Annotated in this window: 29 protein-coding genes; 12 read left to right on the forward strand and 17 right to left on the reverse strand. The window is 72.4% G+C overall.

Annotated elements, in window-relative coordinates; genetic code table 11:
* Positions 1-32 precede the first annotated feature (32 nt).
* From mug to ACE1OC_RS34215, 5 genes are all read right to left on the reverse strand, one after another.
* Entirely contained in the window at positions 33-593 is a 561-nt protein-coding gene (mug, locus tag ACE1OC_RS34195; protein ID WP_407841770.1) for a G/U mismatch-specific DNA glycosylase, read from the reverse strand.
* Positions 590-2,023, reverse strand: a complete 1,434-nt coding sequence (gene purB / locus ACE1OC_RS34200) for an adenylosuccinate lyase (RefSeq protein ID WP_407840219.1) — start codon at positions 2,021-2,023, stop codon at positions 590-592. Before purB ends, mug begins: the two co-directional genes overlap by 4 nt.
* A gap of 143 nt (positions 2,024-2,166) precedes the next feature.
* Positions 2,167-2,958: an SGNH/GDSL hydrolase family protein gene (locus ACE1OC_RS34205; protein ID WP_407840220.1), complete on the reverse strand. Its 792-nt coding sequence runs from the start codon at positions 2,956-2,958 to the stop codon at positions 2,167-2,169.
* 44 nt (positions 2,959-3,002) lie between these two features.
* Positions 3,003-4,022: a hemolysin family protein gene (locus ACE1OC_RS34210; protein ID WP_407840221.1), complete on the reverse strand. Its 1,020-nt coding sequence runs from the start codon at positions 4,020-4,022 to the stop codon at positions 3,003-3,005.
* On the reverse strand, positions 4,019-5,359 hold the full coding sequence (locus ACE1OC_RS34215; RefSeq protein WP_407840222.1) for a hemolysin family protein: 1,341 nt from the start codon (positions 5,357-5,359) through the stop codon (positions 4,019-4,021). Before ACE1OC_RS34215 ends, ACE1OC_RS34210 begins: the two co-directional genes overlap by 4 nt.
* A 370-nt stretch (positions 5,360-5,729) precedes the next feature.
* Here ACE1OC_RS34215 and ACE1OC_RS34220 point away from each other — a divergent pair, with 370 nt between their 5' ends.
* The 3 genes from ACE1OC_RS34220 (at position 5,730) to ACE1OC_RS34230 (ending at position 6,811) form a co-directional block, all read left to right on the forward strand.
* On the forward strand, positions 5,730-6,161 hold the full coding sequence (locus tag ACE1OC_RS34220; protein ID WP_407840223.1) for a GNAT family N-acetyltransferase: 432 nt from the start codon (positions 5,730-5,732) through the stop codon (positions 6,159-6,161).
* A complete protein-coding gene (locus ACE1OC_RS34225) occupies positions 6,158-6,490 on the forward strand; it encodes a hypothetical protein (RefSeq protein ID WP_407840224.1) in 333 nt (110 codons plus the stop codon). Before ACE1OC_RS34220 ends, ACE1OC_RS34225 begins: the two co-directional genes overlap by 4 nt.
* Positions 6,491-6,562: 72 nt before the next feature.
* The gene (locus tag ACE1OC_RS34230; RefSeq protein ID WP_407840225.1) at positions 6,563-6,811 is read left to right on the forward strand and encodes a hypothetical protein; all 249 of its coding nucleotides are present in this window, start codon (positions 6,563-6,565) and stop codon (positions 6,809-6,811) included.
* 49 nt (positions 6,812-6,860) lie between these two features.
* Here ACE1OC_RS34230 and ACE1OC_RS34235 read toward each other — a convergent pair whose 3' ends face one another.
* From ACE1OC_RS34235 to bioB, 4 genes are all read right to left on the reverse strand, one after another.
* On the reverse strand, positions 6,861-7,727 hold the full coding sequence (locus ACE1OC_RS34235; RefSeq protein WP_407840226.1) for a DMT family transporter: 867 nt from the start codon (positions 7,725-7,727) through the stop codon (positions 6,861-6,863).
* Between the two features lie 169 nt (positions 7,728-7,896).
* On the reverse strand, positions 7,897-8,598 hold the full coding sequence (gene bioD, locus ACE1OC_RS34240; protein WP_407840227.1) for a dethiobiotin synthase: 702 nt from the start codon (positions 8,596-8,598) through the stop codon (positions 7,897-7,899).
* Between the two features lies 1 nt (position 8,599).
* A complete protein-coding gene (locus ACE1OC_RS34245) occupies positions 8,600-9,937 on the reverse strand; it encodes an adenosylmethionine--8-amino-7-oxononanoate transaminase (RefSeq protein WP_407840228.1) in 1,338 nt (445 codons plus the stop codon).
* The gene (gene bioB / locus ACE1OC_RS34250) at positions 9,930-11,165 is read right to left on the reverse strand and encodes a biotin synthase BioB (RefSeq protein WP_407840229.1); all 1,236 of its coding nucleotides are present in this window, start codon (positions 11,163-11,165) and stop codon (positions 9,930-9,932) included. The genes ACE1OC_RS34245 and bioB overlap by 8 nt, the downstream gene beginning before the upstream one ends.
* A gap of 157 nt (positions 11,166-11,322) precedes the next feature.
* Here bioB and ACE1OC_RS34255 point away from each other — a divergent pair, with 157 nt between their 5' ends.
* Positions 11,323-12,498, forward strand: a complete 1,176-nt coding sequence (locus ACE1OC_RS34255; RefSeq protein WP_407840230.1) for an 8-amino-7-oxononanoate synthase — start codon at positions 11,323-11,325, stop codon at positions 12,496-12,498.
* 53 nt (positions 12,499-12,551) lie between these two features.
* Here ACE1OC_RS34255 and ACE1OC_RS34260 read toward each other — a convergent pair whose 3' ends face one another.
* A complete protein-coding gene (locus ACE1OC_RS34260; RefSeq protein WP_407840231.1) occupies positions 12,552-12,773 on the reverse strand; it encodes a DUF397 domain-containing protein in 222 nt (73 codons plus the stop codon).
* A 12-nt stretch (positions 12,774-12,785) separates the two neighbouring features.
* Positions 12,786-13,673 (reverse strand): helix-turn-helix domain-containing protein, encoded by an 888-nt coding sequence (locus tag ACE1OC_RS34265; RefSeq protein ID WP_250740178.1) that lies wholly within the window; start codon positions 13,671-13,673, stop codon positions 12,786-12,788.
* Between the two features lie 197 nt (positions 13,674-13,870).
* Between ACE1OC_RS34265 and ACE1OC_RS34270 the strand changes: the two genes are divergently transcribed.
* Complete coding sequence (locus tag ACE1OC_RS34270) at positions 13,871-14,323, forward strand: ATP-binding protein (RefSeq protein ID WP_407840232.1); 453 nt, start codon at positions 13,871-13,873, stop codon at positions 14,321-14,323.
* Positions 14,324-14,353: 30 nt separating this feature from the next.
* Here the strand turns inward: ACE1OC_RS34270 and ACE1OC_RS34275 are convergent, their stop codons facing one another.
* Positions 14,354-14,743 (reverse strand): VOC family protein, encoded by a 390-nt coding sequence (locus ACE1OC_RS34275; protein WP_407840233.1) that lies wholly within the window; start codon positions 14,741-14,743, stop codon positions 14,354-14,356.
* Between the two features lie 304 nt (positions 14,744-15,047).
* On the opposite strand from ACE1OC_RS34275, the gene ACE1OC_RS34280 reads away from it, so the two are divergent.
* From ACE1OC_RS34280 to ACE1OC_RS34310, 7 genes are all read left to right on the forward strand, one after another.
* Positions 15,048-15,350, forward strand: a complete 303-nt coding sequence (locus tag ACE1OC_RS34280; protein ID WP_407840234.1) for an urease subunit gamma — start codon at positions 15,048-15,050, stop codon at positions 15,348-15,350.
* 14 nt (positions 15,351-15,364) lie between these two features.
* The gene (locus tag ACE1OC_RS34285; protein ID WP_407840235.1) at positions 15,365-15,676 is read left to right on the forward strand and encodes an urease subunit beta; all 312 of its coding nucleotides are present in this window, start codon (positions 15,365-15,367) and stop codon (positions 15,674-15,676) included.
* Positions 15,669-17,390, forward strand: a complete 1,722-nt coding sequence (locus tag ACE1OC_RS34290; RefSeq protein WP_407840236.1) for an urease subunit alpha — start codon at positions 15,669-15,671, stop codon at positions 17,388-17,390. The genes ACE1OC_RS34285 and ACE1OC_RS34290 overlap by 8 nt, the downstream gene beginning before the upstream one ends.
* Before the next feature lie 16 nt (positions 17,391-17,406).
* Complete coding sequence (locus tag ACE1OC_RS34295) at positions 17,407-18,081, forward strand: urease accessory protein UreF (RefSeq protein ID WP_407840237.1); 675 nt, start codon at positions 17,407-17,409, stop codon at positions 18,079-18,081.
* A gap of 63 nt (positions 18,082-18,144) precedes the next feature.
* Positions 18,145-18,840 (forward strand): urease accessory protein UreG, encoded by a 696-nt coding sequence (ureG, locus tag ACE1OC_RS34300; protein ID WP_407840238.1) that lies wholly within the window; start codon positions 18,145-18,147, stop codon positions 18,838-18,840.
* Positions 18,837-19,667 carry an urease accessory protein UreD gene (locus tag ACE1OC_RS34305; RefSeq protein WP_407840239.1) on the forward strand — a complete coding sequence of 277 codons (831 nt, stop codon included), beginning with the start codon at positions 18,837-18,839 and terminating at the stop codon, positions 19,665-19,667. The genes ureG and ACE1OC_RS34305 overlap by 4 nt, the downstream gene beginning before the upstream one ends.
* A gap of 232 nt (positions 19,668-19,899) precedes the next feature.
* Positions 19,900-21,588, forward strand: coding sequence for an alpha/beta hydrolase (locus ACE1OC_RS34310; protein ID WP_407840240.1), 1,689 nt, complete (start codon positions 19,900-19,902; stop codon positions 21,586-21,588).
* Between the two features lie 61 nt (positions 21,589-21,649).
* Here the strand turns inward: ACE1OC_RS34310 and ACE1OC_RS34315 are convergent, their stop codons facing one another.
* The 5 genes from ACE1OC_RS34315 to ACE1OC_RS34335 all read right to left on the reverse strand — a co-directional run bounded on the left by ACE1OC_RS34315 (position 21,650) and on the right by ACE1OC_RS34335 (position 25,680).
* A complete protein-coding gene (locus tag ACE1OC_RS34315; protein ID WP_250740169.1) occupies positions 21,650-22,360 on the reverse strand; it encodes a lysophospholipid acyltransferase family protein in 711 nt (236 codons plus the stop codon).
* Positions 22,361-22,459: 99 nt separating this feature from the next.
* Positions 22,460-22,618 carry a hypothetical protein gene (locus tag ACE1OC_RS34320; RefSeq protein WP_250740168.1) on the reverse strand — a complete coding sequence of 53 codons (159 nt, stop codon included), beginning with the start codon at positions 22,616-22,618 and terminating at the stop codon, positions 22,460-22,462.
* A gap of 32 nt (positions 22,619-22,650) precedes the next feature.
* Positions 22,651-23,595, reverse strand: coding sequence for a cytochrome c oxidase assembly protein (locus tag ACE1OC_RS34325; RefSeq protein ID WP_407841771.1), 945 nt, complete (start codon positions 23,593-23,595; stop codon positions 22,651-22,653).
* Positions 23,596-23,727: 132 nt separating this feature from the next.
* Positions 23,728-24,756 carry a 6-phosphofructokinase gene (locus ACE1OC_RS34330; RefSeq protein WP_407840241.1) on the reverse strand — a complete coding sequence of 343 codons (1,029 nt, stop codon included), beginning with the start codon at positions 24,754-24,756 and terminating at the stop codon, positions 23,728-23,730.
* Between the two features lie 195 nt (positions 24,757-24,951).
* Positions 24,952-25,680 (reverse strand): type 1 glutamine amidotransferase, encoded by a 729-nt coding sequence (locus ACE1OC_RS34335; protein WP_250740166.1) that lies wholly within the window; start codon positions 25,678-25,680, stop codon positions 24,952-24,954.
* Positions 25,681-25,691: the final 11 nt, after the last annotated feature.

Consider the following 25,691-nt stretch of genomic DNA (forward strand, 5'->3'; position numbering starts at 1 on the left):
AGACGTGCCGGTCGCGGGGCGGCCGAGGCGGTCTACGGATCGACGTCGGTGGGATCCGCGGACTCGGCGGCTGCGCGGAGGCGGGCGTACTCCTGGGCCATGGCTGCGGCGGTCCACCGGGCGTTGAGGCCGCTGGGGTTGGGCAGGGCCCAGATCCGGGTGGCGCCGATGGTCCGCTCCTGGGGGCCGATCAGGGCCTTCCGGTCACCGAAGGCGGTGCGGTAGGCGGTGACTCCGACCACGGCCAGCCATTGGGGGCGCAGGAGCTCCACCTTGGCCGTCAGGATGCGGCCTCCCTCGCGGAACTCCTCGGCGCTCAGCTCGTCGGCGCGGGCCGTGGCGCGGGCCACGACGTTCGTGATGCCGAGGCGGTAGGTCGGCAGTTCCCCCTGCTCGGCGGGGGACAGGAGCCGCGGAGTGAAGCCCGACATGTGCAGGACCGGCCAGAAGCGGTTGCCGGGGCGGGCGAAGTGGTGGCCCGTCGCGGCGGAGAGGAGGCCCGGGTTGATGCCGCAGAAGAGGACACGAAGACCGCCCGCGACCACGTCCGGGAGGACGCGGTCACGGGCGGCGTTCAGCTCTTCGGGGGTCAGAGGATCGACCCGGGGGTGTAGCCCGCGGCCTCGGGGTGCTCCTTGGTGATCTCCTCGATGCGCGAGACCACCGCGGCGACCTGGTCGCCCGCCGCGCCGGTGAAGGAGAGCTTGTCGGCCATCAGGGCGTCCAGCTGGGCCCGGTCGAGCGGCATGCGCTCGTCGGCGGCCAGCTTCTCCAGCAGCTCGTTGCGCTCGGCACCCTGCTCGCGCATGGCGAGCGCGGAGGCCACCGCGTGCTCCTTGATGACCTCGTGGGCGGACTCGCGGCCCACCCCGGCCCGCACGGCGCCCATCAGGACCTTCGTGGTGGCGAGGAAGGGGAGGTAGCGGTCCAGCTCGCGGGCCACGACGGCCGGGAAGGCGCCGAACTCGTCGAGGACCGTCAGGAAGGTCTCCATCAGGCCGTCGAGAGCGAAGAACGCGTCGGGCAGCGCGACCCTGCGGACCACGGAGCAGGAGACGTCGCCCTCGTTCCACTGGTCGCCGGCCAGCTCGCCGGTCATCGACGCGTAGCCGCGCAGGATGACCATCAGGCCGTTCACGCGCTCGCAGGAGCGGGTGTTCATCTTGTGCGGCATCGCGGAAGAGCCGACCTGGCCGGGCTTGAAGCCCTCGGTCACCAGCTCGTGGCCGGCCATCAGGCGGATCGTCTTGGCGATGGAGGAAGGTGCCGCGGCCAGCTGGACCAGGGCGGTGACCACGTCGTAGTCGAGCGAGCGCGGGTAGACCTGGCCGACCGAGGTGAAGGCCTGGCCGAAGCCGAGGTGGGCCGCGATCCGCTGCTCCAGGTCGGCCAGCTTCGCGGCGTCGCCGCCCAGCAGGTCGAGCATGTCCTGCGAGGTGCCGACCGGGCCCTTGATGCCGCGCAGCGGGTAGCGGGTCAGCAGGTCTTCCAGGCGGCCGTACGCGACCAGCAGCTCGTCGGCCGCGGTGGCGAAGCGCTTGCCCAGGGTGGTCGCCTGAGCGGCGACGTTGTGGGAGCGGCCGGCCATGACCAGCTCGGCGTGCTCGCCGGCCAGCTTGCCGAGGCGGGCGAGGACGGCGACCGTGCGGTCCCGGACCAGTTCCAGCGAGAGCCGGATCTGGAGCTGCTCGACGTTCTCGGTCAGGTCGCGGGAGGTCATGCCCTTGTGGACGTGCTCGTGGCCGGCGAGGGCGTTGAACTCCTCGATGCGGGCCTTAACGTCGTGCCGGGTGATCTTCTCGCGCTCGGCGATGGAGCCGAGGTCGACGGTCTCCAGGACGCGCTCGTAGTCGGCGAGGGCCGCGTCGGGGACCTCGATGCCGAGATCCTTCTGGGCGCGGAGCACGGCGAGCCACAGCCGCCGCTCCAGCGTCACCTTGTACTCGGGGGACCACAGGACGGCGAGCTCCGCGGAGGCGTAGCGGCCGGCCAGGACATTGGGGATGCGGGGCTTGGCAGTCACGTGTAGGGATTCTACTTGGGCCTCGGCTGTGCGTTTACGCAGGTAGGGGACCCGGCCTGGATTGTGCCTTGCTACGAGAGCGGGCGGGGGGCGGGCCGGGGTGGCCCGGGGCGGGCGCGGGGTGGCCACGGCCGCCCCGCGGGCTATACGAGCCGGTCGCCCGCCGGAGCCTCGTAGGGCAGCAGTTCCGGGCGCTTGGCGGGTCGGCCGTCCCCGCTGGAGCGGCCCGTCAGACGGCGGCCGACCCAGGGGAGCAGGTGCTGCCGGGCGAAGCTGAGGTCCTGCGAGCGGCGCGCGGTCCAGCCGGGGGGCACGACGGCCGGCAGTTCGGCGCTCCAGTCCGCCTCGGGCGGCAGGCCCAAGGTCTGCCAGACCGCCTCCGCGACCCTGCGGTGGCCTTCGGCCGTCAGGTGCAGCCGGTCAACGTCCCACATCCGCGGATCACCGAGCGCGGCGGACCCGTACAGGTCGACCACGAGGGCGCCGTGCCGTGCGGCGAGCTCCTCGATGATGACGAAGAGCTCCTCCATGCGCGGACGGAAACGTTCCATCACGGGTCCGTTGCGGCCCGGCGAGCGCATCAGGACGAGCGTCCCGCAGGAGGGCGCCAGCAAGCCGACGGCCTCCTCCAGCTGACCGCGCACCCGGCCCATGTCCACCTTGGGGCGCAGGGTGTCGTTGAGCCCGCCGACCAGGGTCACCAGGTCGGCGCCCATCTCGGCGGCGGCGGGCGCCTGCTCCCCGGCGATCTGCCCGATCAGCTTGCCGCGGACCGCGAGGTTCGCGTAGCGGAAGTCCGGCTCGCGGGCGGCGAGGCGGTCGGCGAGCAGATCGGCCCAGCCCCGGTAGGAGCCGTCGGGGAGCAGGTCCGACATGCCCTCGGTGAAGGAGTCGCCGACCGCGACGAAACTGGTGTACCGCACATTCATCTCCATGGCGGGAGCGATGCTACCGCGGCACGCGCGCGGCGCTCCTGCCGCTACGTCGAAGCCGGCCGGCCGAACAGCTCCCGCAGCACGTCCTCCATCGTGACCAGGCCCGTCATGACCCCGTCCGGAGCGAGCACCGCCGCCAGGTGCGTACGGCTGCGCCGCATCGCGGTCAGCACGTCGTCCAGCGGAGTCTCCGCCCGGACCTGCGCGATCGGCCGCAGTGCGGTGACCGGGAACGGCTCGTCCCGCTCCGCCGCGTCCAGCGCGTCCTTGACGTGCAGGTATCCCAGGATCCGGCCCTGTGCGTCGATCATCGGGAACCGGGAGTACCCCGACTCGGCCGACAGCCGCTCCAGTCCGGCCGGTGTGATGCCCTCGCGGGCCGGAACCACCCGGTCCGCCGGCAGCACCACATCGGTCACCGGCCTCCGCCCCAGTTCCAGGGCGTCGTGCAGCCGCTCGCTCGCACGGTCGTCGATGAGTCCCGCGTCGCTGGAGTCCTTGACGATCCGGGCCAGCTCGTCGTCCGAGAAGGTCGCCGCGACCTCGTCCTTGACCTCCACCCGCAGCAGGCGCAGCAGGGCGTTGGCGAAGGCGTTGATCGCGAAGATCACCGGCTTCAGCCCCCGGGTGAGGGTCACCAGCGGCGGACCCAGCAGCAGGGCGGTCCGCACCGGCTCGGCCAGTGCGACGTTCTTCGGCAGCATCTCGCCGAAGAGCATGTGCAGGTACGTGGCCAGGGCCAGCGCCACCACGAAGGAGATCGCGTGGGTCAGCCCGGACGGCACCCCGAAGAAGTCGAACGCCGGGGTCAGCAGGTGGGCGATGGCCGGCTCGGCCACCACGCCCAGCACCAGGGTGCACAGCGTGATGCCCAGCTGGGCGGCCGCCATGAGCGCCGACACGTGCTCCAGGCCCCACAGTACGGCGCGCGCCCTGCGGTCACCCTGCTCGGCGTGCGTCTCGATCTGGCTGCGCCGCACGGAGATCATGGCGAATTCCGCGCCGACGAAGAAGGCGTTGACGACCAGGGTCGCCAGGCCGATCAGCAACTGGACGGCGGTCATCGGGCCTCCTCCACACCATCACCGGGGGTCGGTTCGACCGGCACGTGCAACAGCACCCGCGCGGCCCGCCGCCCACTCGCGTCCACCACGTCCAGCCGCCAGCCGTCGAGCTCCAGGCTGTCGCCGACCATCGGGATCCGGCCCAGCTCGGTCGCTATCAGACCGGCCAGCGTCTCGTACGGGCCGTCCGGCACGCGCAGCCCGATCCGCTGGAGCTGGTCGGTGCGCGCGGCGCCGTCCGCGGAGAACAGGGCGCGCCCGGCGTCGTCCTCCCCGGCCGGGGCCAGGTCGGGGGTCTCGTGCGGGTCGTGCTCGTCGCGGACCTCGCCGACGACCTCTTCGACGATGTCCTCCAGCGTGGCCACACCGGCCGTGCCGCCGTACTCGTCGATGACCACGGCCATCGTCTGCTTGCCGGACAGCCGGTCCAGCAGCCGGTCCACGGTCAGCGACTCCGGAACGAGGAGGGGTTCGCGCAGCAGCTGCGACACCGGGGTGCGGTGCCGTTCCTCGGCCGGCAGGGCCAGTACGTCCTTGATGTGGACGGTGCCGACGACGCTGTCGAGGCTGCCCCGGTAGACGGGGAACCGGGAGAGGCCGGTGGCGAGCGTCGCGTTCGCCACGTCCTCGGCGGTGGTCTGCAGGTCGAGGGCGGTGACCTGCACCCGCGGGGTCATGACGTTCTCCGCGGTCAGGTCGGCGAGGTTCAAGGTCCGCATGAACAGTTCGGCGGTGTCCTTCTCCAGGGCGCCGGCCCGCGCGGAGTGCCGGGCCAGGGCGGCCAGCTCCTGCGGGGTGCGCGCGGAGGCGAGCTCCTCGGCGGGCTCCATGCCGAACCGGCGGACCATGTGGTTCGCCGTGGTGTTCAGATGGCTGATGAGGGGCCTGAAGGCACGGCTGAAGACCCGCTGGAAGGTGGCGACCCGCTTGGCGACGGCCAGCGGGGAGGAGATCGCCCAGTTCTTGGGCACGAGCTCGCCCACGACCATCAGGACGACGGTCGACAGCACGGTGCCGAGGATCAGGGCGGTGGAGGACGCGGCTCCGGCGGAGAGTCCCATGGCCTCGAAGGGGCCCTTGAGGAGGGCGGCGATCGAGGGCTTGGAGATCATGCCGATGACCAGGCCGGTCACGGTGATGCCGAGCTGGGCGCCGGAGAGCTGGAACGTCAGGCTGCGGACGGCGGCCAGGGCGCTGTCGGCGCCGCGTTCGCCGCGCTCGACGGCCCGTTCCAGTTCGCTGCGCTCGATGGTGGTCAGCGAGAACTCGGCCGCGACGAAGACTCCGCAGGCAAGGCAGAGCAGCAGCGCCACGACGAGCAGGAGCACTTCGGTCATCGGTCCTTCACCTCCGTCCCATGATCAGCCAGGAGGAGGGGTGTCGCGCGCTGTCGCCGACGGGAAGGGAGGGGACTGGGAGGCTCGCCCATGGACGGACGCTCACACCTTTCGTTCGGGGGAGAAGAGGAACAGCTGCCTACAGGGTAAAGGAAGAGCAAAGTGGGCGGAGCGTTCCTTCGGTGGACCCACCCGGCCCTGACGGCGTGACGCCCTGACGGCGTGATGCCCCGACGGGGCCGGATGTGAACGATCTTCGCATCCCACCCGCGTCGGCGTCCGCGCGATGGGGCCCGGGTGCGCCCGCCTTGCGTCTCGGCAGGCGGAAGTCGGTGGCGGGGCCCCGGGCGGTCGTGCTTGGCTCCCGGACATGACCGATCTGCACATACGGGCCGCCCTGCCGGCCGACGCCGAGACCGTGCTCGCCTTCTGGAGGGAAGCGGCGGAGGGCACGTCGATCACGGACGACGCGGACGGCGTGACCCGGCTCGTCACCCGTGATCCCGAGGCGCTGATCCTCGCGGAACGCGGCGGGGTCCTCGTCGGGTCCGTGATCGCCGGCTGGGACGGCTGGCGGGCGTCCCTGTACCGGCTCGCCGTACTGCCCTCCCATCGCCGCCAGGGGATCGCCACGGCGCTCCTGGAGGCGGCCGAACGGCGCTTCGTCGCCGTCGGGGGCCGCCGCGGTGACGCGATGGTCCTGGAAGCGAACGAACGCGCGCAGCGGGCGTGGGCCGCGGCCGGCTACCACCGTGAGGATCACTGGCGGCGCTGGGTCAAGCCGCTGGTGGAGACGGCGTGACGCCTCGCACCGGCACCGGCACCGCGACCGGCATCCGCACCCGCCGGGTCGGGGCCCTGCTCCTCGCCGCCGGAGCGATCGCGCTGGCCGGCTGCGGCACACGGACCGCGGGGGCCGGGGAGGCGGCGGAGCCCCCGGCGCCGTCCGTGACCCCCTCCGTGGACCACGCGGCCCAGGCGGCCGCGGCGGTCGCGCGCCACGACGCGCTGTTCCCCGCGATCGCGGCACGGTGCGCCGACGTGGCGACGGGCGGCGCGAGCCCCGGGGCCACGTCGGGAGAGCTGCCCGCGGATCCCGAGGCACGCAAGTACGCGGAGAACCACGCCTAGAAGCAGCAGGCGCAGCTCACCCCCGGGGCCCGCTGCCGGGGCGACGCGCACGCCGCACGGATCAAGGCCGCGGTGGCCGGCGGTTCCGGCGGGAAGGGTGCGCCGCACACGGTGGAGGAGGTCCGCGCGGTCCTGACCGGGCTGGGGTACGGATTTGACGCCGGGGGCGCGTACGGATCCGGGGCGGTGAACGTCTCCTTCGTCCTGTCGGTCCCCGAGAGCGGCCCGTGCGTGACGGGCCGTCTCGGCCCGCCGCTGACCGTGGAGCCCCACGGGGTGTACGTGGAGGGCGGCTGCCTGGAGCCCCGCGGAGGCCACTGACCCCGCCGGTGCCCGCTCCACCGACCCCGCCGGAGCCGGAGCCGTCGGCTCACGTCGCGTCGGCATCGGCCCCCGAGCCGTCCCGGGCCAGGGCGAGTACGCCCGCGCAGATCAGGGACAGGCCCAAGAGCTGCGGAAGCAACCACCAGTGGGTCCGCAGGTGTTCCTCGTACAGCAGCACGCCCAGCGCGACGCTGACGCCCGCGTCCCCGAGCGTCAGCGCGGGCTGCGAGGCGACCAGCGGGCCGCCCTGCATGGCGTGTTCGAGGAGCAGGAGGGCGCAGATGCCCGTCGCGGCGAAGGCGTACGTCTCCCAGGTGCGCAGGAAGGCGCCGACGCCGCCCCCGTCGAGCACGTGCATGGCCGACTTCATCAGCGCGGCGGTCAGCGCGTAGCAGACGGCGGTGGCCGCGCCGAGGCATCCGGCCCGCATCCGGCCGGGCCGCCGCCGCAGGCCGAGCACGGCGAGCACCGCCACCGCCCCCGCACACGCCACCAGGGCCAGGACCCACCGGTCGGCGGGAACGTCCGTACGGTTCCCCGCCGGCGAGGCGGCCACCAGGACGATCCCGAGCCCGGCCACCACGCCTCCCACGGCGAGCCACAACGGCCCCGGCATCCGGGTCCGCGTCACCAGCGAGGCGATCAGCAGCGCGAGCGGCAGCTCCAGGACGAACAGGGGCTGTACGAGGGCCAGCGCGCCGGTGGCGAGCGCCACGGCCTGCCCGACGCCGGCCGCGATCACGGCCAGGATGCCGCCGATCCAGAGCGGCCGGCGCAGCAGGTCGAGCACCAGCCCGAAGCGGAACCCGTCGCTCTGCGGCACGGTGAGCGACGCCCGCCGCTGGAGCACGGTCGCGAGCGCGTTGCTGAGCGCCGCGAACAGCGCGAAGAGGACCGGTACGAGGAAGCCCACGCGCCGATACTCATCCGCCCCGCCGCGACTCCCCACCACGACACCGCGGGGAGGCCGAGCGGCCCGGCCCGTTCCCCCGTCCGGCCCCACGGACCGGGCGGCGGGACCCCGTACGGGGCCTCGCCGCCCGGTCCGGCTGCGCACGCGGATCCCGCCCGCGGAGGCGGGTTCAGCCGGCGGGCGCCGACCAGGTGCCGTGGAGGGCGGCGGCGAGCCAGCCGGGCGCCGAGGTGCGGAAGGCCGTCGGGGGGAGGGTGCCCGCGCCGGCCGGGACCATGCCCAGGAGGGGGAGGGAGGAGACCGAGGGCAGGTCGGCCAGGTTGCAGCGGGACGCCAGGTCGGGCTCGGCCGGCCAGCTGCCGATCACCACGCCCGGGGAGTTCAGGCCGCGGGCCCGGAGGGCTTCCGCCGTGAGGGCGGTGGAGTTGAGGGTGCCGAGGCCCGCCGGAGCCACGATCAGCACCGGGGCGCCGAGCAGGCGGGCCGCGTCCGCCAGGGTGTGGCCGGACTCGTCGAAGCGGACCAGGAGGCCGCCCGCGCCCTCGACCAGGACCAGGTCGTGGGAGAGGGCGAGCTCGCGGGCCGCCTCGGCGATCCGCTCCGGGGAGACCGTCGGGAGGCCCGAGCGCCGGGCCGCCGTGTCCGGGGCCAGCGGCTCCGGATAGCGGGCCAGTTCCGCCGTGGTGACGTCGGAGCCGGCCAGCCGGCCGACCTCCGCCGCGTCTCCGGGCTCGTCCGGGCCGACGCCCGTCTGGGCCGGCTTCAGCACGGCCACCGAGAGGCCCGCCGCGAGCGCGGCGGCCGCGACGGCCGAGGTGACGACCGTCTTGCCGATCTCGGTTCCCGTTCCCGAGACCATCAGTACCGTCATGTCAGGCCTCCTTCGCGGCGGCCATCACGGCCCGGCAGATGCGGGCCACGTCGGCGTCGGCCGTCACGAACGGCGGCATCGTGTAGATCAGGTCCCGGAACGGGCGCAGCCAGACGCCCTCCCGGACCGCCGCCGCCGTGGCGCGGGCCATGTCGACCGGGTGGTCGAGCTGGATGACGCCGATCGCGCCGAGGACCCGTACCTCCCGGACGCCCGGCAGGTCCGCGGCCGGGGCCAGGCCCTCCAGCAGGCCCGCCTCGATGCGCTTGACCTCGCCCTGCCAGTCCTGACCCAGCAGCAGGTCGATGGAGGCCAGGGCCACCGAGGTGGCCAGCGGGTTGCCCATGAAGGTCGGCCCGTGTGCCAGGACCGGGACCTCGCCCTGCGAGATGCCGTCCGCGACCCGCTCCGTGCACAGCGTGGCGGCGAGGGTGAGGTAACCGCCGGTCAGCGCCTTGCCCAGGCACATCACGTCCGGGGTGATCCCGGCGTGGTCGGCCGCGAACAGCGCGCCCGTGCGGCCGAAGCCCGTGGCGATCTCGTCGAGGATCAGCAGCACGCCGTACTCGTCGCACAGCTCCCGCAGCACCCGGAGGTAGCCCGGGTTGTGGAAGCGCATGCCGCCCGCGCCCTGGACCACCGGCTCCACGATCACGGCCGCCAGTTCGTCCCGGTGCGCGGCGAACAGGGAGCGCAGGTGGGCGACGTAGGACTCGTCCACCGGAGCGGAGAACCCGCTCGGCGGGGCGTCCGCGAAGAGCTGGCGCGGGAGGATGCCCGACCACAGCTCGTGCATGCCGCCCTCGGGATCGCAGACGGCCATCGGCTGCCAGGTGTCCCCGTGGTAGCCGCCCCGCCAGGTGAGCAGGCGGCTCTTCTCGGGGCGCCCCACCGAACGCCAGTACTGCAGGCACATCTTCACCGCGACCTCGACCGAGACCGAGCCCGAGTCGGCGAGGAAGACGTGCTCCAGGCCGGCCGGGGTGAGCTCGACGAGCTTCGCGGCCAGCCGGACGGCGGGCTCGTGGGTGAGCCCGCCGAACATCACGTGCGACATCCGGCCGAGCTGGCCGGTGACCGCCTCGTTCAGCGCCGGGTGGTTGTACCCGTGGATCGCCGACCACCAGGAGGACATGCCGTCGACCAGCTCGCCGTGCCCCTGCGACGGCTCGGCCAGCCGCAGGCGGACCCCCGAGGCGGAGGCGACGACGAGCGGCTCCTGCCGCCCGGGCATCGGGCCGTACGGGTGCCAGACGTGCTGCCGGTCCAGCGCGAGCAGTTCGGCGGCCGGCAGCGCGTCGGGCGAGCCCGTCTCCGGGGATCCCGCCTGATCAGGCATTGGGAGCGAGATCCGTTCCCGCGCCTCGGCGGCGTACCGCCACCAGGTCGGAGCGGACGTCGCCCGCCTCCGCCTGGACCGGTACGGGGGCCTCGTGCCCGGCGTGCCCCGAGCAGCCGCCGCACGCCGAACCGCAGCCGGCCTCGTCCGCCGTGGCGGAGGAGCCGCAGACCGAGGCGCCGGAGCCCTGCGAGCCGCAGCCCCCGGTGGCCGCCGCGACCTCGGAGCGGTGCGCGGGCAGGGTCGTCGTACCGGCGCCCTCCACCTCGAAACCGGCGTCCGCGATCATGTCGAGGTCGGCCTGTCCGGCCTGGCCCTCGCTGGTCAGGTAGTCGCCCAGGAAGATCGAGTTCGCCACGTGCAGCGCCAGCGGCTGCAGGGTGCGCAGGTGCACCTCGCGGCCGCCCGCGATCCGGACCTCGACGTCGGGGCAGACGAAGCGGACCATCGAGAGGATGCGCAGGGCGCGCTGCGGGGTGAGGTTCCACTCCTGGGCCAGCGGGGTTCCCTCGAAGGGGATCAGGAAGTTGACCGGCACCGAGTCGCTGTCGAGCTCGCGCAGCGCGTAGACCACGTCGACGAGGTCCTCGTCGCTCTCGCCCATGCCCGCGATCAGGCCCGAGCAGGCCGACAGGCCGGCGGCGTGCGCCTTCTGCACCGTGTCGACCCGGTCCGCGTAGGTGTGGGTCTTGGTGATCTGGCCGTACGTGGCCTCGGAGGTGTTGAGGTTGTGGTTGTAGGCATCCGCACCCGCGTCCTTAAGGCGCTCGGCCTGGCCGTCCGAGAGCAGACCGAGGCAGGCGCACACCTCGACGCCCTCGTTCTGCTCCTTGATGGCCGCGATCGTCTTGCCGACACGGTCCACGTCGCGGTCCGTCGGACCGCGCCCGCTCGCCACCAGGCACACCCTCTTCGCCCCGCCGGCGACGCCGGCGGCCGCGGCCTGGGAGGCCTCGTCGGGCTTCAGCCACGTGTACTTGAGGATCTCGGCCTTCGATCCCAGCCGCTGGGAACAGTACGAGCAGTCCTCGGGGCAGAGCCCCGACTTCAGGTTGACCAGGTAGTTCAGCTTGACCCGGCGTCCGAACCACTGTCGGCGCACCTTGCCGGCCGCAGCCACCACGTCGAGCAGTTCGTCGTCAGAGGTCGCCAGCACGGCGAGTGCCTCTTCGCGGGTCGGCAGCTCACGCCGCAGCCCCTTGTCCACGAGGGTGTTCAGCAGGTCCATGATGCCGATCCTGTCCCACACGGGCACTCCCGGCCAAGGAGAGATCGAACAACATGGCCGGAAGTGAGTGTGTGTATCGCCACACCTGACGCACAGGTCACGGGCGGTTAGGGTCGGTCAGGTCTGTGGACTGCCGACAAAAACTCGAGGACCGTCGATGCCGCACCAGCACACCCCCGCCCCCGTGGACGTCTTCTCCTGGATCGACGACGCGGAGCGGGCCAGGGAGCAGGCCGGACTCGTCCGGACGCTGCGTCCGCGGCCGGCCCACTCCCCGCTCCTCGATCTCGCGAGCAACGACTACCTCGGGCTGTCCCGGCACCCGGAGACCGTACGGGGCGCGCGCGAGGCCGCCGAGCGCTGGGGCGCGGGAGCCACCGGATCGCGCCTCGTCACCGGCACCACCGAACTGCACGCCGAGCTGGAGCGGGAGCTCGCCGCCTTCTGCGGGTTCGAGGCGGCGCTGGTCCTCTCCTCCGGGTACGCGGCCAACCTGGCCGCCGTCACCGCGCTCAGCGACCGGGGCACCCTGGTGGCCTCGGACGCGGGCAACCACGCGTCGATCGTGGACGGCTGCCGCCTGTCCCGCGCCGATACCGCCGTCGTCCCGCACTGCGACCCGGAGGCCGCCCGCAAGACGCTCGCCGCCCACCAGGGTCGGGCGCTGCTGGTCACCGACTCGGTGTTCTCGGTCGACGGGGACGCCGCCCCGCTGGCGGCGCACGCCGAGGCCTGCCGGGCGGAGGGTGCGGCCCTGCTCGTGGACGATGCGCACGGCCTCGGGGTCCTGGGCGAGGGGGGCCGCGGGGCGCTGCACGCCGCCGGGCTCGCGGGGGCTCCCGGGGTGGTCGCGACGCTGACCCTCTCGAAGTCCCTGGGCAGCCAGGGCGGTGCGGTGCTCGGCCCGGCCAAGGTGATCCGGCACCTGGTCAACACGGCGCGGACCTTCATCTTCGACACCGGACTGGCCCCGGCCGCGACGGGCGCCGCACTGGCGGCCCTGCGCCTGCTCCAGCGGGAACCGGAGCGCGCGGACCGGGCCCGCGCGGTGGCCGCCGAACTGTACGGGCGGCTCACCGCGTCCGGCCTGACCGCGGCCAGGCCGGACGCGGCCGTGGTGTCGGTACGGGCCCCGTCGGCTTCGGCGGCACTGCGCTGGGCCGCCGACTGCCGCGAGGCAGGTCTGTCCGTGGGGTGCTTCCGGCCGCCGTCCGTGCCGGACGGCATCTCCCGGCTGCGACTGACCGCGCGGGCGGATCTCACGGGGGACGAGATCAGCCGTGCGGTGGAGACGATCCTGGGGACCGCTCCGGCCGGAGCCACGGACCGCTGAGCGGAGCCGTTACGAGCGCTCCTGCGCTCCTGCGCTCCTGCGCTCCTGCGTTCCTACGTCCCGAGATCCGCGCGGACGGAGACGAGGAAGCCGTGCCAGGCCGGCCCGGTGAAGAGCACGGCCGGGCCGTCCGCCCGCTTGGAGTCGCGGACGGCGAGCAGGCCGCCGCCGAGGACGGCCGTTTCCACGCAGTTGTTCATTCCGGTGCTGCGGCTGCTTCGCCGCCACCGCGCGCTGTTCAGAAGTCCGCTTGTGTATAAGGGGGTTGCGGACACGGAGGTGCCTCCTTACGCGTCGTCAGCGAGGGCGCTGATGAGATCCGACGAATCGCGGGGCGGGAGGGCGTGCGCCTGGATGGTGCGGAACGCGGCGCTGTACGCCTCAAGGTCTTCCTTCCGCTCCAGATAGAGGCTACTCGTCAAATGGTCGAGTACCACCACATCCAGATCGGCGATGTTCGGAAATGAGAAGATGACGAACGGTCCGGTCAGGCCGAGATGTCCCCCCACGCTGAACGGCAGTACCTGAAGCCGCACTTGGGGCAAACGCGCCACCTCCACCAGGTGCCTCAGCTGTTCCTCCATCACCCCCGCCCCGCCGATCGCGCGCCGCAGCACCGCCTCGTCCAGGACGGCGCTCAGCTCCAGCGGCGGATCCGCCCGCAGCACGGACTGACGCGCCAGCCGTACGTCGACCAGCGCCTCCACCTTCGGCTCCGGCAGCCCGCCCAGCGCGGCCCGGGTCACGGCCCGCGCGTACTCCGGGGTCTGCAGCAGTCCGGGCACGACCGACAGCTCGACGGTGCGGGCCGACCGGGCGCCCGCCTCCAGGCTGATGAAGTCCCGGTACTCCTGCGGCAGCAGTCCCCGGTAGTCGTGCCACCACTGGCGCCCGCGCCCGGTGTCCTCGTCCGGGGCCGGCCCCGCCGCCGAGGCCGACAGGGCTTCCAGCAGGGCGCGCTGCTGTGCGCTCACGACGTCTTCTCCGTAGACGTCGAGCAGCAGCCGGATGTCCTCCACCTTGACGCCGCTGCGCCCCGTCTCGATGCGGCTGATCTTCGACTGGTGCCATCCCGCGAGCCGGGCCGCCTCACCGCTGGTGAGTCCGGACCGGTCGCGAAGGGCACGCAGTTCCTCGCCGAGCTTGCGCCGGCGCACCGCGGGACCGTGCTGCACATCCGCCTCCTTCCACCGGCACAGGTCGCACCAGTCTGCCGTCCAAATACGCTCTTCCGTAGCAGAGTTCACCGCATTGAGCGACAGATATATGCATATCTTGAGGGATCGGCGGAAACGACGGGACGATGGGTGGCACTCTGGCGTCCAGCACAGATCCGGGGCGGCTTCGCCCCGGTGGGAAAGGGACCGTCGCCATGGCAGATCACCAGGAAGCATCCGTCACTCTGCCGAGCGATCCCGCCTCGGTCGCGGCCGCCCGCCGCTACGTCGCGGAGGTGCTGAGCGAGTGGGGACTGTCCGAGGGGACCGAAGCCGCAGACAGCATCCGGCTCATCGTCTCGGAACTGGCCACCAACTCCGTACTGCACACCTTCGGCCAGTCGCCGACCTTCACCGTGCACATCCGCCTGGAGCGCGAGGAGTGGCTCCGCATCGGGGTCACCGACAGCCACCCGCGCTGGCCCAAGCGGCTCCCGGCCGCCGTCCAGCAGGACAACGGCCGGGGGATGGTCATCATCCGCTGGCTCGCCGCGGAGGCGGGCGGCCGGCTCTCAGTCAGCCCGACCGAGGACGGCGGCAAGACCGTGTGGATCGCCCTGCCCTGGACGGCCGCCGGCACGCCGGCGAGGACCGCGACCGGCTGCTGACCGGCCGCCGACCGGCCGGGCGTCACGGCATCAGGACCCGGCGCGCTCCGCGGCGCTGCGCTCTATGCACAGTTCGTTGCCCTCCGGGTCGGTCAGCGTGACCCAGCCGGTGCCGTCCTCCCGGCGGTGGTCGCCCTGGATCTTCGCGCCGAGCCCGAGCAGCCGCTCCACGTTCTCGTCGCGGGTGCCGGTGGTCGGCTGGATGTCCAAGTGGACCCGGTTCTTCACGGACTTGCCCTCGGGCACCTGGATGAACAGCAGTCCGGGCACCCCGGCCTGCCCCGGCACGAGCGAGATCTCGGGGTCGTCTGCCAGGTCGTCCGGGTGAATGGGCCAGCCGGTGACCTCGGACCAGAACTGCGCCAGCGCGTAGGGCTCCTGTGCGTCGAAGGTGATGTGGTGGACGGGGTTGGCGAACATGCTGCTCCTCGTGGGCGGCTCCGTATACGGAACCGGGCTGTGCGATGCCCGGAGTTGAACCGGGTACCTGCTCGAAACGTGGGTTAACTCAGCGGAAAAACGCGGCCCCTAGCGTGACGGCCACGTTCCTTCCGCCAATGGTCACCCATGCGCCGGCAAAGCGGCGGTGGGCGGGACGGAAAGCCTTTCCCTGTGTTGGGCAAGACACGCTTGGCTCGGATATGCGCAGGTCAACAAAGTGTTGACGGCCCATAGGGTCGGCTCGGCGCGATGTTGATCATGTCCCGGAAGCTTGGTGATTGCTGTGCAGCTGACCCCCCACGAGCAGGAGAGACTGCTCATCCACGTGGCCGCGGACGTGGCCGAGAGACGCAAGGCGCGGGGCGTGCTCCTCAACCATCCCGAGGTGGTAGCCCTGATCACCGCACACATCCTCGAAGGGGCCCGCGACGGGCGGACGGTGGCCGAGCTGATGGCCTCCGGACGGACCGTGCTCTCCCGCGAGGAGGTCATGGAGGGGATACCCGAGATGATCCACGACGTCCAGGTCGAGGCGACCTTCCCGGACGGCACCAAGCTCGTCACCGTCCACGACCCCATCGTCTGAGAGCGAGTACCCGCATGATCCCCGGCGAAATCGCCTACGGGGACGGCCCGGTGCGCCTCAACGAAGGCCGGCCCGTCACCCGCCTCACCGTGCTCAACGCCGCCGACCGGCCCGTCCAGGTCGGCTCGCACTACCACTTCGCCGAGGCCAACCCCGGCCTCGACTTCGACCGCGCGGCCGCCCGGGGACTGCGCCTCGACATCGCCGCCGGCACCGCGGTCCGCTTCGAACCGGGCATCCCGGTCGCCGTGGCCCTCGTACCGCTGGCCGGGCTGCGCACCGTGCCCGGACTCCGCGGGGAGACCGGAGGGCCGCTCGATGGCTGAGATATCGCGCCAGGTCTACGCCGACCTCTTCGGGCCCACCACCGGCGACCGCATCCGCCTCGCCGACACCGACCTCTTCGTCGAGATCGAGCAGGACCTCGGCGGCGGCCCCGGCCGGGCCGGCGACGAGGCCGTCTTCGGCGGCGGCAAGGTCATCCGCGAATCCATGGGCCAGGCCCGCACCACCCGCGCCGAAGGAGCCGCCGACACCGTCATCACCGGAGTGGTGATCCTCGACCACTGGGGCATCGTCAAGGCCGACGTGGGCATCCGCGACGGCCGGATCTGCGGCATCGGCAAGGCGGGTAACCCCGACACCATGGACGGCGTCGACCGCGCCCTCGTGATCGGCCCCGAGACCGAGATCATCGCCGGCAACGGGAAGATCCTCACCGCCGGCGCCGTCGACGCCCACGTGCACTTCATCTCCCCGACCGTGATCGAGGAGGCCCTCGCCTCCGGCGTCACCACCCTCGTCGGCGGCGGCACCGGCCCCGCGGAGGGCACCAAGGCCACCACCGTCACCCCCGGGCCCTGGCACCTGGCCCGGATGTTCGCCGCGCTGGAGGCCCACCCCGTCAACATCGGCCTGCTCGGCAAGGGCAACACCATGTCCCGCGAGGGCATGTACTCCCAGCTGCGCGGCGGAGCACTCGGCTTCAAGCTCCACGAGGACTGGGGATCCACCCCCGCCGTCATCGACGCCTGCCTCACCGTCTGCGAGGAGACCGGCGCCCAGGCCGCCATCCACACCGACACCCTCAACGAGGCCGGGTTCGTCGCCGACACCCTCGCGGCCATCGGCGGACGGACCATCCACTCGTACCACACCGAAGGCGCGGGCGGCGGGCACGCCCCCGACATCATCACCGTGGTCTCCGAGCCGAACATCCTGCCCAGCTCCACCAATCCGACCCGGCCGCACACCGTCAACACCGTCGAGGAACACCTCGACATGCTGATGGTCTGCCACCACCTCAACCCCGCCGTCCCCGAGGACCTGGCCTTCGCCGAGTCCCGGATCCGGCCCTCCACCATCGCCGCCGAGGACGTCCTGCACGACCTCGGAGCCATCTCGATCATCTCCTCCGACGCCCAGGCCATGGGCCGCGTCGGCGAAGTGATCCTGCGCACCTGGCAGACCGCCCACGTGATGAAGAAGCGGCGCGGCTTCCTTCCCGGCGACGGACCCGCCGACAACCACCGCGCCCGGCGCTACGTCGCCAAGTACACGATCAACCCCGCCGTCGCCCAGGGCCTGGCCCGCGAGATCGGCTCCGTCGAGACCGGCAAACTCGCCGACCTGGTGCTGTGGAAGCCCGCCTTCTTCGGGGTCAAGCCCGAACTGGTCATCAAGGGGGGCCAGATCGCCTACGCGCAGATGGGCGATGCCAACGCCTCCATCCCGACCCCGCAGCCGGTCCTGCCGCGCCCGATGTTCGGCGCGTACGGGCGGGCCCCCGGGCTCAACTCGGTGAACTTCACCGCCCAGGCGGCCCTCGACGACGGACTGCCCGAACGGCTCGGCCTCGGCAAGGAGTTCGTCGCCATCGAGAGCACCCGCAAGGTCACCAAGGCGGACATGCGCAACAACGACGCCATGCCGAGGGTGGAAGTCGACGCCGACACCTTCACCGTCACCATCGACGGCGAGGTGGTGGAACCGGCCCCGGCGACGGTGCTCCCCATGGCCCAACGCTATTTCCTCTTCTGAGAGCAGGGGCCTTCCGATGAGCCTCGCCACTCTGCTCGTCCTCGCCGACGGCCGCTTCCCCGCCGGAGGGCACGCCCACTCCGGCGGGGCCGAGGCCGCCTGCAAGGCCGGCCGGATCCACGACGCCGCCACCCTGGCGGAGTTCTGCCGGGGCCGGCTGCACACCGCCGGGCTCGTCGCGGCCGGACTCGCCGCGGCGGCCGCCCTCGGAATCGACCCGGCCGCCCTCGACGAAGCCGCCGACGCACGGACCCCGTCACCCGCGCTGCGCGCCGCCGGGCGGCGGCTCGGACGCCAGCTGATGCGGGCCGCCCGCGCCACCTGGCCCGGCGCGGAACTGGACGCGCTGGCCGCCGCGTTCCCGCGCGGGGCGCACCAGCCCGTGGTGCTCGGCGTCACCGCCCGGTCGGCGGGGCTCGGGGCGCCGGGCGCCGCGCACGTGGCGGCGTACGAGAGCGTGAGCGGGCCGGCCACCGCCACCGTACGGCTGCTCGGCCTGGACCCCTTCGAGGCGAGCCGGGTCCTGGCCGGGCTCGCCCCCGAACTGGACTCCGTGTCCCGACAGGCGGAGCGGGCCGCGCTGCGGGCCCGCACCGACGGAACGCACACCCTGCCCGCGGCCTCCTCGCCGCTGCTGGACATCGCGGCACAAGCCCATGCCGACTGGCCGGTACGGCTCTTCGCCTCCTGATCCCTTCGGCACCCCGCGCCGCCCCACCCCCACATCCCCATGCCTCAGCTCAAGGAGCCCCCCATGCACCTCGATCACGCTGTGACCTTCCCGCACCGCCATACCCACAGCGCCGATCCGCTGCGGGCCGACGGGACCCGCCGGGCCCTGCGCATCGGCCTCGGCGGGCCCGTCGGCTCCGGCAAGACCGCCACCGTCGCCGCCCTCTGCCGGGCCCTGCGCGCGGAACTGTCCATGGCCGTGGTCACCAACGACATCTACACCCGCGAGGACGCGGAGTTCCTGCTCCGCGAAGCCGTCCTGCCGCCCGAGCGGATCAGCGCCGTGGAGACCGGCGCGTGCCCGCACACCGCCATCCGCGACGACATCTCCGCCAACCTGGAGGCCGTGGAGGAACTGGAGGAGGCCTTCCACGGGCTCGGACGGCTCGACCTGATCCTCGTCGAGTCCGGCGGGGACAACCTCACCGCCACCTTCTCCCGGGGCCTCGTCGACGCCCAGATCTTCGTCATCGACGTGGCCGGCGGCGACGACATCCCGCGCAAGGGCGGGCCCGGCGTCACCACCGCCGACCTGCTCGTCGTCAACAAGACCGACCTCGCCCCCCACGTCGGCTCCGACCTCGGCCGGATGGCCCGCGACGCCGCCGAGCAGCGCGGCGAACTGCCCGTGGCCTTCCAGTCCTTGCGCGGCGAGGAGGGAGTGGGCCCGGTGGCCGCCTGGGTGCGGGAGCGGATCGCCGCCTGGACCGCCCGGTGAGCCTCACCGCCGTCCCCGCGGGCCTCCCTACGCCGACCGGCGGGGCCCCCGCCCGCCCCCCGGCCCCCGCTCCGGCCGGCCTCCGCGCCACCGCCCGGATCGGCGCCGTCGCCGACGGGCGGGGCTCCACCGCCCTGCCGCTGCTGGCCGGGGAGGGGCCGCTCGCCCTGCGCCGCACCCGGGGCGGGCCGGGCGAGGCCGGCGTCATGCTGGTCGGCGCCATGAGCGCCCCCCTGGGCGGCGACCACCTCAGGGTCGAGGCCACCGCCGGACCGGGCGCCCGGCTGGTGCTCCGCTCCGCGGCGGCCACCCTGGCGCTGCCCGGCCGGCACGGGGAACCCGCGCGGTACGACGTACGGCTCCGGCTCGGGGACGGGGCGGCGGTGCGCTGGCTCCCGGAGCCCCTCGTCTCGGTGCGCGGCAGCGACCTGCGGGTCCGCACCCGCGCCGAACTGGCCCCCACCGCCCGGCTCCTGCTGCGCGAGGAGCAGGTGCTCGGCCGCACCGGGGAGGCCCCGGGCCTGCTGCGCGCCCGGCTCACCGTGACCCGGGACGGGAAACCGCTGCTGGAGCAGGAGCTGGCCTGCGGGCCCGGCGCGCCCGGCGGCTGGGACGGTCCGGCGGGACTCGCGGGCCACCGGGCGCTGGGCCAGCTGCTGGTGGTGGACCCGGAGTTCGCCAAGGCCCCGCCGCAGGCCGGGATGCTGGGGGAGTTCGCGGCGCTCACCCCGCTGGCGGGACCCGCCGTCCTGGTCACGGCCCTGGCCCCGGATGCCCTGCGGCTCCGGGAGCTGCTCGACTCCGCCTGCGCGGCCTACGGTTGGTGAACCCGGGGGAGGCCGCGGGCCCTCCCGCCGCCGAAGGCCTCCGAACCCGGGACGAACCCGACACCGCTCAGCGGTACACGCATTTCCGGATATCGGGTTGGCAAAGAACGGCCCCGCGCTCTGTCGCCCGCTCCCGGTCAGGCGGAAGTATCCCCTGCACATGCCGACGCACATCCAGACCGGCACGAACCACGCCGCCCACGGCGGCAGATGACGCAGGGGGAACAACCACGTGATACGCAACGCGGCGCTGGGGAGCGCCGCCACTCTGATCACCGGCACGCTGGCGGCGGGCCTGCTGCTCGCCCCGTCCGCGTCGGCCACCCAGGCCTTCCCGTCCGGCCCGTCCGGCCGCGACAACGGGGTCGCCGAGGCCTTCGGCACCCAGATCGCCGCCGCCCGCGCGGCACGCGCCGGGATCGACTGGAAGGACTGTCCGCCCGACTGGGGCTTCGCGGCGCCCATCCAGTGCGGCTATGTGAAGGTCCCGCTCGACTACAGCAAGCCCTTCGGCAAGACGATCGACATCGCGGTCGACCGTGCGGTCAGCACCGGCACCAAGGACGAGCGCCAGGGCGCGCTCCTCTACAACCCGGGCGGCCCGGGCGCCTCCGGCATGCGCTTCCCCCGCCGCATCACCACCAACAGCCCGCTGTGGGTCAACACCGCGAAGGCGTACGACTTCGTGGGCTTCGACCCGCGCGGCGTCGGCCACTCCGCGCCGATCTCCTGCATCGACCCACAGGAGTACGTCAAGGCGCCCAAGGCCGACCCGGTGCCGGACAGCAAGGCCGACAAGAACGCCCAGCGCAAGCTCGCCGAGGAGTACGCGGACGGCTGCAAGGAGCGCAGCGGCGAGATGCTGCCGTTCATGACCACGCCGAACATCGCGCGTGACCTGGACGTCATCCGCGCCGCCCTCGGCGAGAAGAAGCTGAACTTCATCGGCGTCTCCTACGGCACCTACATCGGCGGGGTCTACGCGACCCTGTTCCCGACGCACGTGCGCCGCATGATCGTCGACAGCGTGGTGGACCCGTCCCGCGACAACATCTGGTACGAGGCCAACCTCGGCCAGGACGTCGCCTTCCAGATGCGCTGGAACGACTGGCAGGACTGGGTCGCCAAGAACGACGCCTCCTTCCACCTGGGCACCACCCGCGCCGCGGTCGAGGCCAAGTGGCTGGCGCTGCGCGCCAAGGCCAAGGCCAACCCGCTCGGCGGGATCGTCGGCCCGGCGGAGCTCATCGGCTTCTTCCAGAGCGCCCCGTACTACGACTCCTCCTGGGTGCCCGTCGCCCAGACCTGGGCCGCGTACGAGGCGGGCGACGAGCAGGCGCTGATCGACGCCATCGCCCCCGACATGAGCGACGTCCAGGGCAACGCCTCGGCGGAGAACGGCAACGCGGTCTACACCGCCGTGGAGTGCGCCGACGCGAAGTGGCCCACCAGCTGGTCCAAGTGGGACCGGGACAACACCAAGCTGCACGCCCAGTACCCCTTCATGACCTGGGCCAACGCGTGGATGAACCTGCCCTGCGCGACCTGGAAGTCCAAGCAGTACAACGCGATCGAGGTCGGGGTCGGCGCCCACCGCGGCCTGCCGCCGGTGCTGGTCGTCCAATCCGAGCGGGACGCCGCCACGCCGTACAAGGGCGGGGTCTCCCTGCACAAGCGGCTCGCCGGCTCGCGTCTGATCACCGAGAAGGACGCCGGCTCGCACGGTGTCACCAACCTGGTGAACCCCTGCATCAACACCCGGGTCGACACCTACCTGCTCACCGGCCAGGTCGACGCCCAGAACGTGACGTGCGGTCCGCACGCCACCCCGGTGGCCCCGGCCCCCGTCGCCGCCAAGCTCGTCGCCCCGGCCCCTGCCGCCGACAAGCAGGCGATCGAGGAGCTCCCGGCCATCCGCTAGCCGGACCGTGCGGGCAGCGCCCGCACAGCACGACACCGCACAGCACCGCACGGGAGAAGGCTCAGCGCGTCCAGCGCCGGGCCTTCTTCCGTGCTTCCTCCTCCTCCGCCTTGACCTCGGCGGCGTACCGGTCCACGTACTCCTGGCCGGACAGGGCGAGGACCTCGTACATGATCTCGTCGGTGATGGCCCGCAGCACGGCCCGCTCGCCCTCCATCCCCTCGTACCGGGAGAAGTCCAGCGGCCGGCCGAAGCGGATCGTGACCCGGCGGATCTTGGGGATCTTCTGGCCGGGCGGCTGGATCTCGAAGGTCCCGACCATCGCGCACGGGACGACGGGCACCGCGGCGCCCAGCGCCATCGCGGCGACACCGACCTTGCCCTTGTACAGCCGCCCGTCGTGCGAGCGGGTGCCCTCCGGGTAGATGCCGAGCAGCTCGCCCTTGGACAGCACCCCGAGCCCCTCGCGGAGCGCGGCCTGACCGGCGTCCTTCCCGGAGCGGTCCACCGGGATCTGGCCTGCACTGCGGAAGAAGGCGGCCGTGAGCCGTCCCTTCACCCCCGGTCCGGTGAAGTACTCGGCCTTGGCGAGGAAGGTGATGCGCCGCTTGAGGATCGCGGGCATCAGGAAGTGGTCGGAGAAGGAGAGGTGGTTGCCCGCGATGATCGCGGCCCCGTCCTCCGGAATGTTCTCCAGTCCTTCGATGCGGGGCCGGAACAGGAGCCGCAGCAGCGGCCCCAGGATCACGTGCTTGAGCAAGTGGTAGAACACCAGGCGGCTCCCGTCGACGTCCCGTGGTCATGGACATCCTACGGACGGCTCGTCAGGGGGTGCAGGGCCCGGCTACTCAGGTACCCATCAGGTACCTACTCAGGTACCGCCCGAGGCCGCCATGCCCGCGGTGAGCAGCCCCAGCACGACCCAGCCGAACCACAGCCAGCCGTTGCTTCCCAGGGCCACGGAATACGTGGCGATCGCCACCAGAGAGGCGAAGGTCATCACTGCCATCGCCTTCACGGATCCGGTCATGCCCCATGGTGGCGCCTGAAGGCGGTCCCGCGCTACTGGCCACGCGCTTGGAGCGAGGCGAGATACGAGTTGTAGGCCGCCAGCTCCTGGTCCCCGTTGCGGTCCTCGGACCGGTCGGAGCGCTTCGCCGCCCGCTGTTCCGAGTGGTACCACTGGTAGACCAGCGCGATCAGGACCAGCACCGAGGGGATCTCGCTGAAGGCCCAGGCGATACCGCCGCCCCACTGCTGGTCGAGCAGGGGGTCGATGCCCAGGGAGGCCGGCGGGTTCGCGTACGTCTTGATCATCGGCTCGCTGGCCATCATCAGCGCGATGCCGAAGAAGGCGTGGAAGGGCATTCCGGCGAACAGCTCCAGCATCCGCATCACGTAGCCGGGGCGGTGCGGGCCCGGGTCCACGCCCATGATCGGCCAGAAGAAGACGAGGCCGACGGCGAGGAAGTGCACCATCATCGCGATGTGACCGGTCTTCGACCCCATCAGGAAGTCGAAGAGCGGGGTGAAGTACAGGCCGTAGAGGCTGGCGATGAACATGGGGATGGTGAACACCGGATGGGTGATCACCTTCATGTACCGGCTGTGCAGCAGCATCAGCAGCAGCTCGCGCGGCCCCTTGTGGCCGCGGGCCGCCGGCGGCAGCGCGCGCAGCGCCAGCGTCACGGGCGCGCCCAGCAGCAGCAGGATCGGGCTGAGCATGCTGATCACCATGTGCTGGACCATGTGCACGCTGAACATGACCATGCCGTAGTCGTTCAGCTTGGTGCACATCACCAGGGCCACGCTCAGCACGCCGATGGCGAAGGCGACCGTCCGGCCGACCGGCCAGGCGTCCCCGCGCCGGCGCAGCCGTACCACGCCCCACCCGTACAGCACGAGGCCGAGGATCGAGCCGATCAGGAAGAAGGCGTCGAAGGAGAACTCCAGCCCGCGCCCGAGAGTGAAGGGCGGCAGGTCCATGTCCATGCCGGGCATGTCCATGCCGTCGTGCGCGAGGTAACTCAATCTCTTCACTCCTTGACCCGTGGTGCCCCACCACAGTAATGCCGCCCCCGGACGGGAAATCATCCGGGGGCGCCCATTAAGGGAGTGATGCGTGAAGGAGGGGAAAGATCACAGAACGTTCTGGGCCTCGGCGTACCGCTCGGCCGGGACCGTCTTCAGGGTCTGGACCGCCTCGTCCAGCGGCACCATCACGATGTCCGTGCCGCGCAGCGCCGTGAGCATCCCGAACTCGCCCCGGTGGGCCGCCTCCACCGCGTGCCAGCCGAAGCGGGTCGCGAGGACGCGGTCGTACGCGGTGGGCGTGCCGCCGCGCTGGACGTGGCCCAGGATGACCGGACGGGCCTCCTTGCCGAGACGGTCCTCCAGCTCGACGGCGAGGCGGTTGCCGATGCCGGCGAACCGCTCGTGGCCGTACATGTCGGTGCCGCCGCTCTCCAGGGCCATCGAGCTGCCCTCGGCGGGCTTGGCGCCCTCGGCCACCACGACGATCGCGAAGCGCTTGCCCTGCTCGAAGCGTTCGCCGACGATCGCCGTCAGCTCCTCGATGTCGAACGGGCGCTCCGGCACGACGATGGCGTGCGCGCCGGCCGCCATGCCCGAGTGCAGGGCGATCCAGCCGGTGTGGCGGCCCATGACCTCCACGACCATGACGCGCTGGTGGGACTCGGCGGTGGTCTTCAGCCGGTCCAGGGCCTCGGTGGCGACGCCGACGGCGGTGTCGAAGCCGAAGGTGACGTCGGTGGAGGCGATGTCGTTGTCGATCGTCTTCGGGACGCCGACGATGGGCAGACCGCCCTGCGAGAGCAGGTTCGCGGCCTTCAGGGTGCCCTCGCCGCCGATCGGGATGATGGCGTCCAGGCCGAGATCGGCGACGTGGCCGCGGGCCCGCTCCACGCCGTCGCGCAGATGGGCGGGCTGGACCCGGGAGGATCCCAGAATCGTTCCGCCACGGGCCAGGATGCCGCTCACGGCGTCCAGGTCGAGCTTGCGGTAGTCGCACTCCAGCAGGCCGCGCCAGCCGTCGTGGAAACCGATGACCTCGTCCCCGTGGTCGACGACGGCGCGGTGCACGACGGAGCGGATGACGGCATTGAGCCCGGGGCAGTCGCCTCCGGAAGTGAGCACACCAATGCGCATGGCAGGAGGACCTTTGCAACGTGGGCCGACGACCGGACCACGTCGTCCGGTTGGAACTACCCAGCACCCTACAAGCGGATCGAGGGTGGACTGAACCATCCTCCACATGCTGGTCAGATAAGTCGTACGAACGCACGTCGGCCCGGATCCCCCCAGGGGAATCCGGGCCGAACAGCAGGTGCCGCGAGGGGGCCGCTACGCGGGCTGCGTGGCAGCCGCGATCCGCTCGGCGCGCAGCGCCTCGTACCAGCGGTCGTCGATGGGCGGCAGCGCGTTCACGTCGAGGGCCAGCTTCAGCAGCAGGTCCGCGATCTGCGGGTTGCGCGCCAGCACGGGACCGTGCATGTACGTGCCGAACACAGTGTCGTTGTACGCGCCTTCGGTGCCGTCACCGGTGCCGTTGCCCCGGCCCATGGTGACCCGCGCGAAGGGCTTGGCCGTCGGGCCGAGGTGCGTGACGCCCTGGTGGTTCTCGAAGCCGGTCAGCTGCGGCAGTCCGAGCCGCGGGTCGATGTCGCCCAGCACGTCGCCGACGCACCGCTCGCCCTCGCCGCGCACGGTCACCACGTCCAGCAGGCCGAGGCCCTCCTGGCGCTGGCCGACGTCGTTGACGAACTCCTGCCCCAGGATCTGGTACCCGGCGCAGACGGAGAAGACGATCGCCCCGTTCGAGACGGCGCGCTCCAGACCGCCGTCGCGCAGCAGGCGCTCCGCGGCCAGCCGCTGCGGCCGGTCCTCGCCGCCGCCGATCAGGTAGATGTCGCCCGAGGTCGGGATCGGCTGGTCGCTGCGCACGTCCACGCGCTGCACGTCCAGGCCGCGCCGGCGGGCCCGGCGCTCGACGACCAGGGCGTTGCCCTGGTCTCCGTACGTGCTGAGCAGGTCGGGGTAGACCCACACCAGACGCAGGCTGTTGTCGCTCATGCTCTTGTCCT

The sequence above is a fragment of the Streptomyces stoeckheimensis genome, assembly GCF_045822005.1.
GTDB lineage: Bacteria > Actinomycetota > Actinomycetes > Streptomycetales > Streptomycetaceae > Streptomyces > Streptomyces stoeckheimensis.

Excerpts from the sequence above, each read along its gene's own strand:
- bioD (WP_407840227.1), bottom strand. The coding sequence starts at position 8,598 with ATGACGGTACTGATGGTCTCGGGAACGGGAACCGAGATCGGCAAGACG.
- ACE1OC_RS34205 (WP_407840220.1), bottom strand. The coding sequence starts at position 2,958 with ATGGAGATGAATGTGCGGTACACCAGTTTCGTCGCGGTCGGCGACTCC.
- ACE1OC_RS34270 (WP_407840232.1), top strand. The coding sequence starts at position 13,871 with ATGGCAGATCACCAGGAAGCATCCGTCACTCTGCCGAGCGATCCCGCC.
- ACE1OC_RS34330 (WP_407840241.1), bottom strand. The coding sequence starts at position 24,756 with ATGCGCATTGGTGTGCTCACTTCCGGAGGCGACTGCCCCGGGCTCAAT.
- ACE1OC_RS34210 (WP_407840221.1), bottom strand. The coding sequence starts at position 4,022 with ATGACCGCCGTCCAGTTGCTGATCGGCCTGGCGACCCTGGTCGTCAAC.
- ACE1OC_RS34325 (WP_407841771.1), bottom strand. The coding sequence starts at position 23,595 with ATGGACATGCCCGGCATGGACATGGACCTGCCGCCCTTCACTCTCGGG.
- ACE1OC_RS34285 (WP_407840235.1), top strand. The coding sequence starts at position 15,365 with ATGATCCCCGGCGAAATCGCCTACGGGGACGGCCCGGTGCGCCTCAAC.
- ACE1OC_RS34215 (WP_407840222.1), bottom strand. The coding sequence starts at position 5,359 with ATGACCGAAGTGCTCCTGCTCGTCGTGGCGCTGCTGCTCTGCCTTGCC.
- ACE1OC_RS34295 (WP_407840237.1), top strand. The coding sequence starts at position 17,407 with ATGAGCCTCGCCACTCTGCTCGTCCTCGCCGACGGCCGCTTCCCCGCC.
- ACE1OC_RS34320 (WP_250740168.1), bottom strand. The coding sequence starts at position 22,618 with ATGACCGGATCCGTGAAGGCGATGGCAGTGATGACCTTCGCCTCTCTG.
- ACE1OC_RS34290 (WP_407840236.1), top strand. The coding sequence starts at position 15,669 with ATGGCTGAGATATCGCGCCAGGTCTACGCCGACCTCTTCGGGCCCACC.
- ACE1OC_RS34335 (WP_250740166.1), bottom strand. The coding sequence starts at position 25,680 with ATGAGCGACAACAGCCTGCGTCTGGTGTGGGTCTACCCCGACCTGCTC.
- ACE1OC_RS34220 (WP_407840223.1), top strand. The coding sequence starts at position 5,730 with ATGACCGATCTGCACATACGGGCCGCCCTGCCGGCCGACGCCGAGACC.
- bioB (WP_407840229.1), bottom strand. The coding sequence starts at position 11,165 with ATGGACCTGCTGAACACCCTCGTGGACAAGGGGCTGCGGCGTGAGCTG.
- ACE1OC_RS34275 (WP_407840233.1), bottom strand. The coding sequence starts at position 14,743 with ATGTTCGCCAACCCCGTCCACCACATCACCTTCGACGCACAGGAGCCC.
- ACE1OC_RS34245 (WP_407840228.1), bottom strand. The coding sequence starts at position 9,937 with ATGCCTGATCAGGCGGGATCCCCGGAGACGGGCTCGCCCGACGCGCTG.
- ureG (WP_407840238.1), top strand. The coding sequence starts at position 18,145 with ATGCACCTCGATCACGCTGTGACCTTCCCGCACCGCCATACCCACAGC.
- ACE1OC_RS34255 (WP_407840230.1), top strand. The coding sequence starts at position 11,323 with ATGCCGCACCAGCACACCCCCGCCCCCGTGGACGTCTTCTCCTGGATC.